The following is a 14984-nucleotide window of genomic DNA, read 5'->3' on the forward strand; positions in this document are numbered from 1 at the left end:
GTACGTGGGGTTGGGCCGACCGTCGTCGCCAGGCTTGAGCAGATGGGTTTTCAGTCACTGGTACAGCTAAGTGAAGCGAGTCTTGACGAGATCGTTTCAGCGGGCGCAGCCATCTCAGGCTCCACCTGCTGGAAGAACAGCCCCCAAGCTCGAGCCGCCATCCAAGGGGCTATTGAACTGGCGCAGGTTCAGCAGGAGTGTAGCGAGTAACGGAAAGCATTCGAGAGGAGGCGTGCCATGTCCAAGCCTGAGCCAATTAGAAACCCTATGTGGGCTGCGTATTATCAGTCTCACGAGGGACGTCCGGTATCACCGCTTCTCAAGCGGGCTCTTACCTGTGTCGACGAAGGGGTGATGTATCGTCAAGCCGTCGATCTTGGATGTGGGGCCGGTCATGAAACCTGCTTTCTGATCGAAACCGGTTGGCAGGTCCTGGCCGTGGACAAGGAGCCACAAGCCATTGAGCGAGTTCATCGACTTATCGATCAAGATTATCACTCGCGCCTCGATGTGAGAGCGATCGCATTTGAAGAGCTTGCCGAGCTGCCTGATGCGACGCTGATCCACGCAGGACTGAGCTTGCCATTCTGCCATCCGAAGAGCTTTGCATCTCTCTGGACAATGATTCTCTCTTCCCTGACACCGGGAGGTGTCTTTGTTGGTCAATTGTTTGGCGATAGAGATGATTGGTCCAGCAACCCAGCCATGACTTTTCATTCGGGGGCAGCAGTAGCCGATCTTCTTGATGGTCTTGATATACGCTTTATGCGTGAGCTGGATGAGGATGGGAAGAGCCTGCGAGGGCCGAAGCGTTGGCACAGGTTCGATATCATTGCTACCAAGCCGGCGTGACAATTATCGAGATTCAAAAAAAGGAGCGGGAGATCTCACTCCAGACTGTAGCTGCACCGTTCAATAAAAAAGGAATAGCCGTGACGGATTTGATAACGACAGAGGTGCGAGAGGTGGCAGAGCGCAGCGTTCTCTGCTGGCTGGCGACCTCCGATGAAGCTGGACAGCCCAACGTTTCCCCCAAGGAGATATTCGCGGTCCTGGATGACACGACAGTAGTGGTGGCGAACATCGCTTCTCCGACCTCTTCCAGGAATATCCGAGTCAATGAGAAGGTATGCTTGAGCTTCATCGATATTTTCGTGCAAAAAGGGTTCAAGGTGACGGGTGTTGCACGTGAAGTGAAAGCACGAGCTGCGGACTTCTCTCGTTGGCTGAGCCGCTTCTCGAAATGTCCGGGGAGCGCTTTCCGATTCACAGCGTTCTCGTGGTGAGCCCCACGGCCGTTGAGCCTATCCTCGCTCCCAGCTACAGGTTCTATCCCGCAGAGACCACCGAAGAATCTCAGATCCGCTCTGCGCTTCGTGCCTATGGGGTCAGCAGAGAGGAGCATGGCTAAACCTCAACCTTCAGCGACCTCAGCCGATAACAATAGGAAAGGCCCACGAGGGGAGAGCCGCCATGAGCCGGATTCGTAGCATGCAGAGCCGTGCTGAGGATGCTCGCACTGCCGTTTGCGAGTTTCATCAGGGGGTGGTGCAGCCCGATACCGAGCTGGTGCTGTTCTTCTGTTCCAGCCACTACGATCTGGCGGCGCTGGCGGACGAGATGAACCGTCTGTTCGGCGACATCCCCGTGGTGGGGTGCACCACAGCGGGGGAGATCGGCCCTCTGGGCTATCTCGACCACACGCTCACCGGCGTAAGTTTCCCGGCCGGCAGCTGTACGGCGGTAACCGGGCGGCTGGATGCCCTTCAGCAGTTCAGCATCGCTCGTGGCCAGGCGTTCACCGATGCGCTGCTGCAGCAGCTCGGTGAGCGGGCGACAAGACCGAGCGGCGGAAACAGCTTCGGGTTTCTGCTCATTGATGGCCTCTCCGTCCGAGAAGAGCAGGTGGCGCGAACGCTGCAAACGGCGTTAGGCGATATCGTACTGGTGGGCGGCTCGGCGGGCGACGACCTGTGTTTCAGCCAAACCCAGGTGTTCCATGACGGGGCTTTCCACAGTGACAGCGCCGTGCTGACCGTATTGCAGACCGACTACCCGTTCCGTCTGTTCAAGGCCCAGCATTTCCTCTCGCTGGAGGAGCGCCTGGTCGTCACCCGAGCCGATGCGGAGCAGAGGGTCGTCTATGAGATCAATGGCATACCCGCCGCTCAGGCTTATGCCGAGCTGATCGACGTCTCGGTGGCGGCGCTCGAGCCTCATCATTTCGCTGCTGCGCCGGTGGTCGTACTGATCGATGGCACCGATTACGTACGCTCGATACAGAAGGCCGGTCCGGATGGCAGCCTGACCTTCTACAGCGCCATTGACGAAGGCCTGGTCCTGCGCGTGGCCGAAGGTATGGATCTGGTCTCCGACCTGGAGGCGACCATGGGGCAGTTGAGCGAGGAACTGGGCCCGCCGCAGCTGGTGCTTGCCTGCGACTGCATTCTGCGCAACCTGGAGGTCACGCAGAAGAATACCAAGATGGCGGTGGAGGCGGTTTTCGACCGCCACAATACGGTCGGCTTCAGCACCTATGGCGAGCAATACGGCGGCGTGCACATGAACCAGACGCTGACGGGCATCGCCATTGGCGCTTGTGACCATAGCGAAACGAGCGGCTCGTCGAGTGGGTGGAGCCTGTCAGGCAGCCGTACGGAACGGGTGATGCAATCCGATGCCGCTCAGCCGATGCCGCGGCGACAGCTTGGAGCCGAGCAGCTGCAGAAGATGGTGCAGGCCTTGATGGATCGAGCCGAGCGCAGCACCAGCGTGCGCGGCTCCGGTTTCAGTCTCTTCCAGACCGCGGTGATGCTGGAGGATCAGGTGCGGGCGCGAACCAAGGAGTTGGAAGCGGCGCTGCGCGAGAACGAGCAGATCAATCGTGCCCTGCAGCAGGTGCAGGAGGATATGGAACGGGAGATCCGTGAGCGGCGCGAGGCTCTCGTGGCGCTGGAGCGTGAGAGGGAGGAGCAGCAAGTCCTCATCGGTAAATTGGAAGAGGCCCACAATCAGCTGCTTCAGTCGGAGAAGCTCGCTTCGATCGGCCAGCTTGCCGCGGGTGTCGCCCATGAGATCAACAATCCCATCGGCTTCGTCAGCTCCAACCTCAACACTCTGCGTCAGTACATCGACGATCTGCTGCGCCTGGTCGACCTCTACGAGACGGTCGAGCCGTCATTGACGAGCGAGGCGGCCGAGCGGATCGCCCAGCTCAAGACGGAGCTCGAACTGGACTATCTGCGCGAGGATGTCGGTGCGCTGATTGCCGAGTCGATCGACGGTACGGCCCGGGTACGGCGTATCGTTCAGGATCTGCGCGATTTCTCCCGTACCGGTGCTACCGACTGGCAGCTTGCCGATCTTCATCAGGGCCTGGAGAGCACGCTCAACGTGGCGACCAATGAGATCAAGTACAAGGCCACGATAGTAAGGGAGTATGGCCAACTGCCGGCGGTCGAGTGCGTGCCGGCTCAGCTCAACCAGGTCTTCCTCAATCTGCTGGTCAATGCGGCTCAGGCAATCGAGGAGCACGGCACCATCACGCTGCGCACCGGCTGCGAAGGCGATCAGGTGTGGCTCGCTTTTGCCGATGACGGGGCGGGGATACCTGCCGAGCTGCAGTCGCGTATCTTCGACCCCTTTTTCACCACCAAGCCGGTCGGCCAGGGCACCGGCCTCGGCTTGTCGCTCTCCTATGGCATCGTGCAGAAACACGGGGGGCGCATCGAGCTGGATAGCCGCCCCGGAGAGGGCACGACCTTCACCCTCTGGCTGCCAATTCGGCGCATACCGGACGAAAGCGCTTCAGCGGTTGAACAGCCACAATAACCCGCTGATGAGCAGACTCAACAGGACCATGGTGGTCACAGGAAAGTAGAACGAGAAGTTCTCGCGTCGTATGACGATATCTCCCGGCAGCTGGCCAAGGGGTAGCTTGGAGAGCCATGGCCAGAACAGGCCGATGAGGACGATACACAGGCCGATGACGATCAGAGTGCGGGACATCCTGCCTCCCGTTCCGTTTGCGCTTGCCTAGGACGAACCGTACCGGCGGCTGCCGGTACGGTTGAGGTTGGCTTGCGCTTACTCTTCTTACTCCTCTGGGCTGAAGGGCAGAGATGAGTGGTGCAGCACGATGCGCAGCTCACCTTCATCGTCCAGGTGATAACCCCAGGTCTTGTCCACGGTGGTGGTGTTGCCTTCGGCATCGAGGATGGAGACGTTGCCCATGGTCAGGGCGACGTCGCCGCTGATCAGGATGGCGGCATTTTCGATGGTGACTTCCTGCCAGCCCTTCAGGGCAAAGCCGCTGTCGTCACTGTACTCATCGCTGTGGCCGACGAAGTAGGCCAGTGCGCCTTCGGGCGTCGTACGGAAGGTTTGCGGCGCGGCGGCCAGGGTGGGTTTGAAGAGCACGGCACCCATGTCGTAGCCGTAGGCGCTGTCTATCACTTCCTGTGCCAGTTCGCGGGCGGCGTCGATGCCTTCAGCCTCATAGGTATTGGAAATGGCAACCAGGGCGTCGCCCCAGGCTTGCTGTGCTGCCAGCACCTGTTCTTCGGTGATGTCACCACTCAGGTGAGTGACCTGCGTGGCACTTGCCAAGCCTGCAGTACCGAGGCCGAGTCCGAGCCCAAGAGCCGTGGCAGTCACCAGTGGCTTGATCTTCATCATCCATCTCCTGTCGATAAGTCCATGTAAGGTCTAGTGATCAAGCCTGCAAGCTTACCAGTTCAACTGGCGCAGGTGGGTCAGAATTCCCTGCAGCGGGTGCGGCAGGGCCTGGCCGGAGAGGCGGCTGGCCTGGCTGCGGCAAGAGTAGCCGGTGGCCAGCAGGCGGCCCTGGCTGGTTGCGTCCTCGACCACCGGCTGCCACGACTGAGAATAGATGGTCTTCGAGGTTTCCAGGTTGCGCGCTTCGTGGCCGTAGGTGCCGGACATACCGCAGCAGCCGGTGGCGATGAGCTCGAGCTCGAAGCCGAAGGCGGCAAACACCTGCTGCCACGCCTTGGGGCTGCCCGGAGCGTTGGTTTTCTCGGTGCAGTGGGAAAGCAGCCGGAAGCTCGGGGCGTCGAGTTTCTCGAGTTCCCGGGCCAGGGCCGGCGGTACCAGGCGCTTGCCCTGAGCTACCAGCCACTCCTGCAGCATCAGCACCTCGGGCACGGCAGCGGGGCCCAGCGCCTTCACGTACTCCTGGCGGTAGGTCAGGGTCATGGCCGGGTCGATGCCCACCAGCGGTACGCCGAACTCGGCCAGGGCGCGCAGCCGTCGCGCCTGCTTCTCCGCGGTGCGCTCGAAGGCGCCAAGGAAGCCCTGCACGTGCAGCGGCTTGCCGTTGGCCGTATAGGGGGCGACGAACACCTTGATGTCCAGACGCGAGAGCAGCTCGACGATGTCCATCACCAATTCTGCCTCGAAGTGGCTGGTGAAGGCGTCCTGCACGAGCACCACGCTTCTGGCCTTCTGCGCCTCGCTGAGCAGGCCCAGCGAGATCGGCGTGGCCTCGGCGACACCCCAGGCACGCAGCTGCTTGGTCAGTCGTGCGCGAGAGAGGCGCGGGCTGTCGACCAGGCCGACGTGCTGGGACAGCAGGCGGTCCACCAGGCGCTGATTCAGCGCGGTGTTGTACAGCGGCGCGGCATGGGCGAGATAGGGCACGAAGAACTCCATGCCGCCGATCAGGTAATCCCGCAGCGGGCGCAGGTAGCGGCCGTGGTAGACCTCGAGGAACTGCGAGCGCGAGTCCGGCACGTTGACCTTGATTGGGCACTGACCGGCGCAGGACTTGCAGGCCAGGCAGCCCGCCATGGCGTCGTAGACCTCATGGGAGAAGTCGGCCTCGTCGCGGCGACGCCAGGTGTTGCGCACCCGCGTCGGAAAGGAGGTAATGAAACCCCATACCCCCTCGCGGCGCTTCTCTTTAGCTTCTTCGACCAGGTCGATCCCGGCATTGCCCTGCAGGCGCAGCCATTCGCGGACGAGGCTGGCGCGTCCCTTGGGCGAGTGGATGCGGTCGCGGGTCGCCTTCCACGAGGGGCACATGGCGTCGTCGGGGTCGTAGTTGTAGCAGGCGCCGTTGCCGTTGCAGTACACCGTGGCGGCGTGGGCCTGCCACACGCGCTCGTCGATCTGGCGGTCGAGCTGGCCGCGGGTGGGCACGCCGTCGATGGTCAGCAGGCCCGGGTCGACCAGCTTGACGGGAGCTTCTGCATTGGTGTCGGCAGGCGTGGCAATTTTCCCCGGGTTCAACTGATTGTGGGGGTCGAAGGCAGCCTTGACCCGCTGCAGGCTGGGGTAGAGCTCGCCGAAGAACTTGGGCGCGTACTCGGAGCGCACGCCCTTGCCGTGCTCGCCCCACAGCAGGCCGCCGTACTTGTGGGTCAGCTCAGCCACCTCGTCGGAGACTTCGCGGATCAGCCGCTCCTGCTCGGGATCCTTCATGTCGATGGCGGGGCGCACGTGGAGTACACCGGCATCGACGTGGCCGAACATGCCGTAGCTGAGCCCACGGGCGTCCAGCGCGGCGCGGAACTCGGCGATGAAGTCGGCCAGATGCTCCGGCGGTACCGCGGTGTCCTCGACGAAGGGGATCGGCCGCTTCTCGCCCTTCTCGTCGACTCTGGCATTGCCCAGCAGACCCACGGCGCGTTTGCGCATGCCGTAGACCTGCTGAATCTGGGCGCGACCCTGGGCCAGGGTGAAACCGAGGCGGGGCACGCTCTCATCCGCTTCCAGGTGACGACAGAAGGCAGCCACCCGCTCGGCGAGCCGCTCGGGATCGTCGTCGTTGAACTCGATCATGTTGATGCCGCGAATGGCCGCCGCCTGGCGTTCGGCCGTGACGGTATCGCCCTCGGCTGCGCCGGTTTTGCCCTCGGCAGATCCCTGGGGTGCCTCGCTGGGAAAGAACTCCGCCACGCTGTCCCAGACGAAGTCCTCCATGGCCAGCAGCAGCACCTTGTCGTCCACCGTCTCGATGGAAGTGGGTTTGGCGGCAAGCGCCTGCGGCTGGTCTTGTGAAGAACCCATCAAGGCCTTGGCGTCGCGCAGGGCATCCATGAAGCCGGCATAGCGCACGTTGACCAGGGTCGAGTGCCTGGGAATCGGCAATACGTTGAGCACCGCCTCGTTGAGGAACCCCAGCGAGCCCTCGGAGCCGCACAGCAGGCTGTTCATGTCGAGGCGGCCTTGCGCGTCCCTGAGATGCGCCAGGTCGTAGCCGGTCAGGCAGCGGTTGAGCGGCGGGAACTTGGCTGCGATCAGCTCGCGCTGAGTGTCGATGATTTCCCGCGCGGTGCGGTAGGCGTTGCCGATCGCGCCGCTGTGATGGCACAGCGTCTCCAGCTCGCTATCGTCCACCGGGCGGCTGACCAGCCGCTCGCCGCCGAGCAGTACGCTGTCGAGTTCGAGCACGTGATCGCGGGTCTTGCCGTATTCGCAGCTGCCCTGACCGCTGGCGTCGGTGGAGATCATGCCGCCGATGGTGGCGCGGTTGGAGGTGGAGAGGTCCGGGGCGAAGAACAGCCCATGAGGCTTCAGCGCCGCGTTGAGCTGATCCTTGACCACCCCGGCCTGCACCCGCACGCGGCGGTTCTCCACGTCGATCTCGAGTATCCGGTTCATATGACGGGACACGTCCACCACCAGCCCATCGGTGAGCGACTGGCCGTTGGTGCCGGTGCCGCCGCCGCGGGGCGTGAGCACCACCTGGCGATATTCAGGCTCGGCGGCGAGCCGGGCGATGCGTTCGAGGTCCTCGGTGTGGCGCGGGAACAGTGCCGCCTGGGGCAGGCGCTGGTAGATCGAGTTGTCGGTAGCCAGCACGGTGCGGCTGGCGTAGTCCGGGGCGATCTCGCCCTCGAAGCCGGAGGCCTTCAGCGCCTCGAGAAAACGCAGGTAATGCGCGCTCAGGCCCTTGATGACGGGAGCGTCGGCAGTATCCAGTCTGGCAATCATGGCTAGTCGTATTCGGTCGTTTGATGCCACCCGGGGGCGGGCCGGCAGGGAATGACGCTACTTTACCGCGAGAGGGCGAGGGGCGCATCCCGCCACGGCCAGGAGCCGCGGCGGAATGCCGACAGGCGTGGACTCAGGCGTGGCCGGGAGCGGGCAGGGCAGTGGCCGAGGTGCGGCCGGCCCGGGCGCTCCACGCCAGGGTGGCGAGGAACAGCACCAGACCCAGGAAGTCCAGTGCCAGCTGGCCGTGGGGCCAGAGCATCAGGGCACCCATGGGGAACATCGCCAGGCGCAGCCACCAGGGCAGTTCATGCTCCAGGAAGCCCTCGAGGCCGGCGATGATGGCATAAATGCCGAACAGGGCGAAGGCGAACACCGTGAGCATCTCGGCGGGGGAGCCGGTGATCAGCGGCGACCAGACGAACAGCAGCGGGATGATGTAGAGCCCCTTGGCGATCTTCCAGGCGGTGAAGCCGGTGCGCATCGGCGGTGTCCTGGCGATGGCCGCGGCGGCAAACGCCGTGAGGCACACCGGCGGGGTGACGTTGGAGTCCTGGGAGAGCCAGAAGATCACCATGTGGGCCGCCACCAGCAGCAGGGTCAGGGTGTGGGGCGAGAGCGCCTGCTCGTAGAGCTGGCGGCGGAAGTCGTCGGGCACCAGGGCGAGCAGCTCGCGGGCGCTGGCCGCGTCCATGGGGGCGCTCAGGGCCACCAGGCTCTCCGGGGCGGTGAGCATGAAGATCGCCTTGGCCTGCTCGGGCAACTGGCCGGCCATCAGCAGCTCCATCAGTTGGCCATGGGCCATCAGGCCGTAGAGGGCCGGCGCCGAGAGGGTGCCCAACACGATGTAGGCGGCGGTGACCGGCAGGCCCATGCCCAGTACCAGGGAGGCGATGGCGATCAGCACGATGGTGATCAGCAGGCTGCCACCGGCCCAGTCGGTGATCATCAGCGAGAAGGTGTTGCCGATGCCGGTAGTGGAGACCACGTTGACGATCAGCCCCACTGTGAGCAGCAGGATCGCCGTGGTGATCATGTTGCGGGTGCCGAGCACCAGGGCTTCCATCACCACCGTCGGGGTCATGGGGTTGCGCGACAGCCAGGAGGCCACCACCACCGAGAGGATGGCGATGCCGGCGGCATAGGTGGGGGTGAAGCCGTAGATCAATGCGGCCACCAGCACTACCAGCGGCAGCAGGAAGTGCCAGCCGCCCTTGAGCACCTCGAGGAAGCGCGGCGCCTCTTCGGTCTCGACGTGCTGGGCGCCGCTACGCTTGGCCTCGATACGCACGAACATCGCCACCGAGAGGAAGTAGAGCAGCGCCGGCAGGGCCGCCACGCCGATGATGGTGAGGTAGGAAACCTGGGTATAGGAGGCCATGATGAAGGCGCCGGCGCCCATCACCGGAGGCATCAGCTGGCCGCCGGTGGAGGCCGCTGCCTCGACCCCGGCGGCGAAGCGCGGCGGAAAACCGGCCTTGCGCATCAGCGGGATGGTGATCACCCCGGTAGAGACGGTGTTGGCGACGCTGGAGCCGGACACCGAGCCCATCAGCCCGGAGGAGAAGACCGCGACGAAGCCGGGGCCGCCAATGAAGCGCCCGGCGGCACAGCGGGCCAGCTCGATGATGAAGTCGCCGGCGCCGGAGCGTACCAGGAAGGCGCCGAACAAAATGAACATGAAGACGTAGGACCAGGAGATGCGGGCGATGGAGCCCAGCATGCCGTCACCGCCCAGGTAGCTGCGGAACAGCACCGTCTCCCAGGAGAGGCCGGGAAAGCCGAACACCCCGCCTACATGGCGTCCCCACCAGGCTACGTAGGTGAGTGCCACCAGGCAGAGCAGGGGGATGAACCAGCCGGTGGTGCGGCGAGCGAACTCCAGCACCAGGCCGAGGGCGACGATGGAGACGACCCAGTCGGCGGTGGAGAAGCGTACCCCGCGGGCGTAGAGGGCGTCTTCGAAGCCGATCAGGTAGAAGGCGCAGCCCAGCGCCGCCAGGCCGAGCAGGATGTCCACCGCCAGCACCAGGCGGGCACCGCCGACGGAGCGGGCCTTGAGCATGGGCACCGAGAGGGCACAGAGCAGGCCGAACATACCGAAGTGCAGGGCGCTGACCCACACTTCGGAGAGGGTGCCGAGGGTGTTGAAGTAGAGATGTGACAGGGCCACGACGATGGCCAGGGCGAACAGCACCCGGCCGAGCCAGGGATGCTCGAGGCGCTCGGGGGCTTCGCTGGCGGTTTCGTCGCGCACCTCGGGAGTGGGCGTTGCGTTCATGGGCGTTCTCGCGGAGCTGGCGTGGATGAGAAGGCGTTATCGGTGGTCAGGCTCGGGGCTTTTCGGCGACGGGCCGGCGAGGAGGCGCTGTGACCCCGTCCCTGGGCGCACTTTTTCCTTCCCTGGAAAAAGACCTCCTCTTTGGCCTGTCCCCGGCGCCCCTTCGCAGGCTCAGTCCATCTGGAGCAAAAAATCACAAGGGAGCGCTGATTTACGTCGCGAGCGAAGAGAGGCTGGTCGCCGCCGGCGCGCAGCAACCGGAGTTGACTGGCTGCTCAATGAGGATTGTGAGCACCGCCGGCGGCCAGGCTATCGAGCGCAGCAGTAAATCAGGGTTTCCTTAGCCCTCCAGCAGATGCGCGGGGATGACCAGCCCCTGCTCCTGGAAGTAGCGGGCGGCGCCGGGGTGCAGCGGCATGGGCAGGCCGTCCAGGGCCTTCTCGAGGGCCATGTCGCGGGTCGCCGGGTGGATGTTGTTGAGGAAGGGCAGGTTCTCGAACATCGCCTTGGTGATCTGGTAGACGTGCTCTTCCGGGACGTCGGCGTTGACCACCAGAATGTTGGGCTGGGCGATGGTGTGAACCGGTTCGTCCTGGCTCGGGTAGGTGCCGGCGGGAATCTCGTAGGGCGTCCACACCGGGTAGTCGGCGTTGATGCGCTCGAGCTGTTCTTCCGTCACATTCAGGATGGAGATGTTGCTGTCCATGTTGGCGAAGGCGCTGGTCACCGCGGAGGCGGGCACCCCGGCGGGAATGTTCATGCCGTCGATGTTGCCGTTCTGCATGGAGTCGGCGCTGGGGCCGTAGCCCAGGTAGGCGAGGTTCATCTGCTCGGGGTCGATCTCGAGACCGGCAAGAATCTGCCGACCGGAGCCTTCGGTGCCCGAGTTGCGGGCGCCGATGGAGAAGCCGCGGCCGTAGAGGTTGGACAGGTCGTCGATGGTACCGCTCTCCACCCGGTTACTGCGCATCACGAAGTGCTCGACGTTCTGCCACAGCATGGAGATGGAGCGCACGTTGTCGTAGGCCTTGGGTACCGGGCCCTCGCCGTGCCAGGCCCAGGCGCCGTAGAGGGCCTGGAGGATGCCGAACTGGGCCTCATTGTCGTCCATCAGACGCAGGTTCTCGGCGGAGCCGGCGGAGCTGATGGCCGATACTGAGATGTCATGGGTCGGCTCCAGCTTGACGCGGACCAGGGTGGAGAGGGCGACGCCCACCGGGTAGAAGGTGCCGCCGGTGGTGGCGGTGCCCATGATGTACTGACCCCCTTCGCTGCCGTTGTCGGGGCTGGCGGTCGCGGTTGCGGCACCGAGGCCAAGAGCGGTGGCGGTGGCAAGACAGAGGGCGGACTTGAGGAACTGGCGCTTGTGCATGGCGGGTCTCCGTATATCGAGCGTTGTGGTTATGAGACGCCTTGACATAGCGACAAGCCTGCCAGCTTCGATGACACCCTATGTATTTCAATGTGTTGAGATGAGAAGCCGTAACGCGGAGTGGGCCTGGGCGGGTGCTGTCGGCAATTATTTGCCGACGTGGTAGCGCCCTGTCGGCAAGATATTGCCGACAGGGCGGGGCAGGCTCAGCTGTCGTCGCCGCCGTCGAGGAAGGCCTCGCGGCGCAAGCCGTGCTTCTGCATCTTCTGGTTGAGGGTGCGGCGCGGCAGCTCCAGCTCCTCCATCACCGCCTGGATGTTGCCGCCATGGCGGCCCAGGGCGGCACGCAGCAGGGCTGCTTCGAAGGCGGCCACCTGGGCGGCCAGGGAGTCCTCGTCCGCGGCAGCGGCCGTGCCCAGGCAGGGGATCTCCAGGCCGAGAATGAAACGGGTGGCGGCGTTGCGCAGCTCGCGTAGATTGCCCGGCCAGGTATGATGTTCGAGGGCCTGGAACAGAGCGGCGTCGGGCTCGCGCAGTGGGCGGTCGTGGACCTCGGCGGCCTGATGGCAGAAGTGGCGGAAGAGCAGGGCGATGTCCTCGCGGCGCTCGCGCAGCGGCGGCAGAGCCAGCTCGGCGATGGCAAGCCGGTAGTAGAGGTCCTCGCGAAAGCCGCCCTCGGCGGCCAGAGCCAGCAGGTCCACTTTGCTGGCCGCCACCACCCGCAGGTCGATCCGCTGCACGGCGTTGCTACCCAGGCGGGTGATCTCGCCCTCCTGCAGGGCGCGCAGCAGCTTGACCTGGGCCGCTAGCGGCAGCGATTCCACCTCGTCGAGGAACAGCGTACCACCGCTGGCATGCTCCAGTTTGCCGATGCGCCGTTCCTGGGCGCCGGTGAAAGCGCCTTTCTCATGGCCGAAGAGCTCCGACTCGATCAGCTCCGGGGCCAGGGCGCCGCAGTTGAGGGCCACGAAAGGGGCATCGGGGCCGGGACCGAGGTCGTGAAGGCAGCGCGCCACCACCTCCTTGCCGCTGCCGGTCTCGCCGTGCACCAGCACGTTGGCACGCACCGGGGCCAGGTTGGCGAGCTGGTCGCGCAGGCGCAGCATGGCCGGCGCCCGCCCCAGCAGGCGGCCGGCCAGATCGCCCTCTCGCAGGGCATGGCGCAGACGACGATTCTCCAGGGCCAGACGGCGCCGTTCGAGCGCGCGGCGCACGCACTCCTCGAGGCGCTCCGGGGAGTAGGGCTTCTCGACGAAGTCCCAGGCGCCGGCCTGCATAGCAGTTACCGCCATGGGCACATCGCCATGGCCGGTGATCAGCACGACTGGTGGCGGTTCTTCGAGGCCCTGCACTGCATCCAGCAGTGCCAGGCCATCCATGCCAGGCATCTTCACGTCGCTGACCAGCACGCCACAGGCGTCGCCGGCGGCCAGCGCCGCCAGGGCTGCTGTGGCTTCGGCGAAGGGGCGCACCGCCAGGTCCGATACTTCGAGCCACTGGCCGAGCGACTCGCGTACATCGGGGTCGTCATCCACCAGCCAGATCGGCAGTTCGTCAACGCTCGCCATGGGGCTCTCCTGAGACAGCGGGGGCGGCAGGCAGGGCCACCCGGAAAAGGGCGCCGCCTTCGGGTCGGTTGGCGGCGGCGATGCTCCCGCCCAGGTCCTGGACGATGCCGAAGCAGATGAACAGCCCCAGACCCAGGCCGTCGCCCACCGCCTTGGTGGTGAAGAAGGGATCGAAGAGGCGCGACAGGGCGTCCTCCTCGATTCCCGGTCCGTTGTCGGCCACGCCGAGCACCACCTGCCCGCCTTCACGCTGCAGGCTGATTTCCAGGCGCGGTGCGGTGACGCCGCGCAGGGCGTCGAGAGCATTGCGCAGCAGGTTGGTGAGCAACTGCTCGAGGCGCAGCGGGTCGCCCATTATCCGCAGCGGTGGCCGCAGAGGCTCGGGGCGTGCCAGGCTCACTTCCTGCTCGGTGAGGCGTTCGTCGAGCAGCTCCAGCACGAAGTCGAGCCGCTCGGCCAGATCCACCGGCTCCTGGCGGTCGCCGCGACGCGCGAACAGTTTGAGCTGGCGAATCAGCGCGTCCTGGCGTTCGCACAGCGCCTGAATGCGCAGGAAGTTGGATTCGGCGGCCTCCGGGCGGCCACGGGCGAGTAGCCGCTCGCCGTTGGCGGCGAAGGTGCGGATGCCCGACAGCGGCTGGTTGAGTTCGTGGGCGATGCCGGCGGCCATGGTGCCCAGGGCGGCCAGCTTGCCGGCCTGCACCAGTTCGGCCTGGGTCGCTTCCAGTTCCCGGGTGCGCTCGGCCACACGGATCTCCAGGCGCTCGTTGGCCTCGCGGATGATGTTGGCCTCACGGTCGCGCAGGCGTTGACGCCTCTGCCGTTCTCGCAGCCAGAGCCCTAGCAGCAGCAGGGCGAAAGTGGCGCCGGCGGCGGCCAGCAGGGCGTTGCGGGCACTGGCGTAGAGAGGGCGCACCGGCGCCAGATAGTGCATGGTCCAGCCCAGAGTGGCCTGGGGCAGGCTCAGATCGAGGAAGCGCTCACCCAGGTCGTCGCCGCCGATACGCAGGGAGCCGTCGGCCAGTCGCTCGCCCAGGGGAAGCAGCGGCTCGTCGAGGAACTGGCGCTGGTCGCGGATTTCCGTCAATGCATCGGGCGAGAGTTCGCCGAGGCGGCGGTAGCGCCACTCCGGGCGGCTGGAGAGGATCACCACGCCGTTGGCGTCGGAGAGCAACACCTTCTCGCCGGCGCGCCGCCAACTCTCCTGCAGCGACTCCAGAGAGACCTTGAGGGCGAGCACACCCAAAGGGGCGCCCTCGGTCCCTCCTGTCACGGCGGCGGAGACGAAGTAGCCCGGCCGGCTGGTGGTGCTGCCGATCGCGAAGAATTCGCCCTGGCCCGCTGCCATGGCGTCGCGGAAGTAGGGGCGGAACGGGTAGCGGTGGCCGAGGAAGCTGTCCGCGCTGGCGTGGTTGCTGGCCGCCACGGTCACTCCCTCGGCATCCATCAGGAAGATCGCCTCGGCGCCGGAGCGCTCGGCCACCTCGGCCAGGTGAGCGTTGACCTGCGCATCGAAAATCCCCGCTTCGTCGAGCAGCACCGCTTGCACCTGGGGCTGGCGAACCAACAGTCCCGGCAGGTAGGCGAAGCTCTCCAGAGCCCCTTGCAGGGTGGTGGTATAGAGCGCCAGGCGTGTCTGGGCGTGGCGCTCGGCCTCACGCGCCGCCTGGGCATATTGCCACTGCCATATCGCCCAGAGCCCGGCGGCCACCAGCAGCCCGCAGCCCATCAGCAGGGCGAGGCGCCAGGTGCGCGGGGTCACGCCGACCACCCCGGCAGTGGCAGGGGGTAAGGCGCGACGGCT

At 65.2% G+C, this 14984-nt stretch carries 11 protein-coding genes; 4 read left to right on the top strand and 7 right to left on the bottom strand.

Going from position 1 to position 14984, the window contains the following annotated elements; genetic code table 11:
* Positions 1 to 237: 237 nt before the first annotated feature.
* From HOP59_RS10345 to nosP, 3 genes are all read left to right on the top strand, one after another.
* Complete coding sequence (locus HOP59_RS10345; protein ID WP_234253912.1) at positions 238 to 852, top strand: class I SAM-dependent methyltransferase; 615 nt, start codon at positions 238 to 240, stop codon at positions 850 to 852.
* The gene (locus tag HOP59_RS10350; protein ID WP_234253913.1) at positions 849 to 1286 is read left to right on the top strand and encodes a pyridoxamine 5'-phosphate oxidase family protein; all 438 of its coding nucleotides are present in this window, start codon (positions 849 to 851) and stop codon (positions 1284 to 1286) included. Before HOP59_RS10345 ends, HOP59_RS10350 begins: the two co-directional genes overlap by 4 nt.
* 187 nt (positions 1287 to 1473) lie before the next feature.
* Positions 1474 to 3831, top strand: coding sequence for a nitric oxide-sensing protein NosP (gene nosP, locus HOP59_RS10355; protein ID WP_276574324.1), 2358 nt, complete (start codon positions 1474 to 1476; stop codon positions 3829 to 3831).
* Here nosP and HOP59_RS10360 read toward each other — a convergent pair.
* The 4 genes from HOP59_RS10360 to HOP59_RS10375 all read right to left on the bottom strand — a co-directional run bounded on the left by HOP59_RS10360 (position 3808) and on the right by HOP59_RS10375 (position 10240).
* A complete protein-coding gene (locus tag HOP59_RS10360) occupies positions 3808 to 4008 on the bottom strand; it encodes a DUF2905 domain-containing protein (RefSeq protein ID WP_234253914.1) in 201 nt (66 codons plus the stop codon). The two genes, nosP and HOP59_RS10360, sit on opposite strands and share 24 nt — an antisense overlap.
* A gap of 87 nt (positions 4009 to 4095) precedes the next feature.
* Positions 4096 to 4674 carry a phosphoribosyl-AMP cyclohydrolase gene (locus tag HOP59_RS10365; protein WP_234253915.1) on the bottom strand — a complete coding sequence of 193 codons (579 nt, stop codon included), beginning with the start codon at positions 4672 to 4674 and terminating at the stop codon, positions 4096 to 4098.
* A 54-nt stretch (positions 4675 to 4728) separates the two neighbouring features.
* On the bottom strand, positions 4729 to 7959 hold the full coding sequence (locus tag HOP59_RS10370; protein WP_234253916.1) for an FAD-binding and (Fe-S)-binding domain-containing protein: 3231 nt from the start codon (positions 7957 to 7959) through the stop codon (positions 4729 to 4731).
* 133 nt (positions 7960 to 8092) lie between these two features.
* Entirely contained in the window at positions 8093 to 10240 is a 2148-nt protein-coding gene (locus HOP59_RS10375) for a TRAP transporter permease (RefSeq protein ID WP_234253917.1), read from the bottom strand.
* An 89-nt stretch (positions 10241 to 10329) separates the two neighbouring features.
* On the opposite strand from HOP59_RS10375, the gene HOP59_RS10380 reads away from it, so the two are divergent.
* Complete coding sequence (locus tag HOP59_RS10380) at positions 10330 to 10584, top strand: hypothetical protein (protein WP_234253918.1); 255 nt, start codon at positions 10330 to 10332, stop codon at positions 10582 to 10584.
* Here HOP59_RS10380 and HOP59_RS10385 read toward each other — a convergent pair.
* The 3 genes from HOP59_RS10385 to HOP59_RS10395 form a co-directional block, all read right to left on the bottom strand.
* Complete coding sequence (locus HOP59_RS10385; RefSeq protein ID WP_234253919.1) at positions 10581 to 11612, bottom strand: TAXI family TRAP transporter solute-binding subunit; 1032 nt, start codon at positions 11610 to 11612, stop codon at positions 10581 to 10583. The two genes, HOP59_RS10380 and HOP59_RS10385, sit on opposite strands and share 4 nt — an antisense overlap.
* Positions 11613 to 11818: 206 nt before the next feature.
* The gene (locus tag HOP59_RS10390; RefSeq protein WP_234253920.1) at positions 11819 to 13180 is read right to left on the bottom strand and encodes a sigma-54-dependent transcriptional regulator; all 1362 of its coding nucleotides are present in this window, start codon (positions 13178 to 13180) and stop codon (positions 11819 to 11821) included.
* Positions 13167 to 14942, bottom strand: coding sequence for a sensor histidine kinase (locus HOP59_RS10395; RefSeq protein ID WP_234253921.1), 1776 nt, complete (start codon positions 14940 to 14942; stop codon positions 13167 to 13169). Before HOP59_RS10395 ends, HOP59_RS10390 begins: the two co-directional genes overlap by 14 nt.
* Between the last annotated feature and the right edge of the window lie 42 nt (positions 14943 to 14984).

Source organism: Billgrantia aerodenitrificans (assembly GCF_021404405.1).
Taxonomy (GTDB): domain Bacteria; phylum Pseudomonadota; class Gammaproteobacteria; order Pseudomonadales; family Halomonadaceae; genus Halomonas; species Halomonas aerodenitrificans.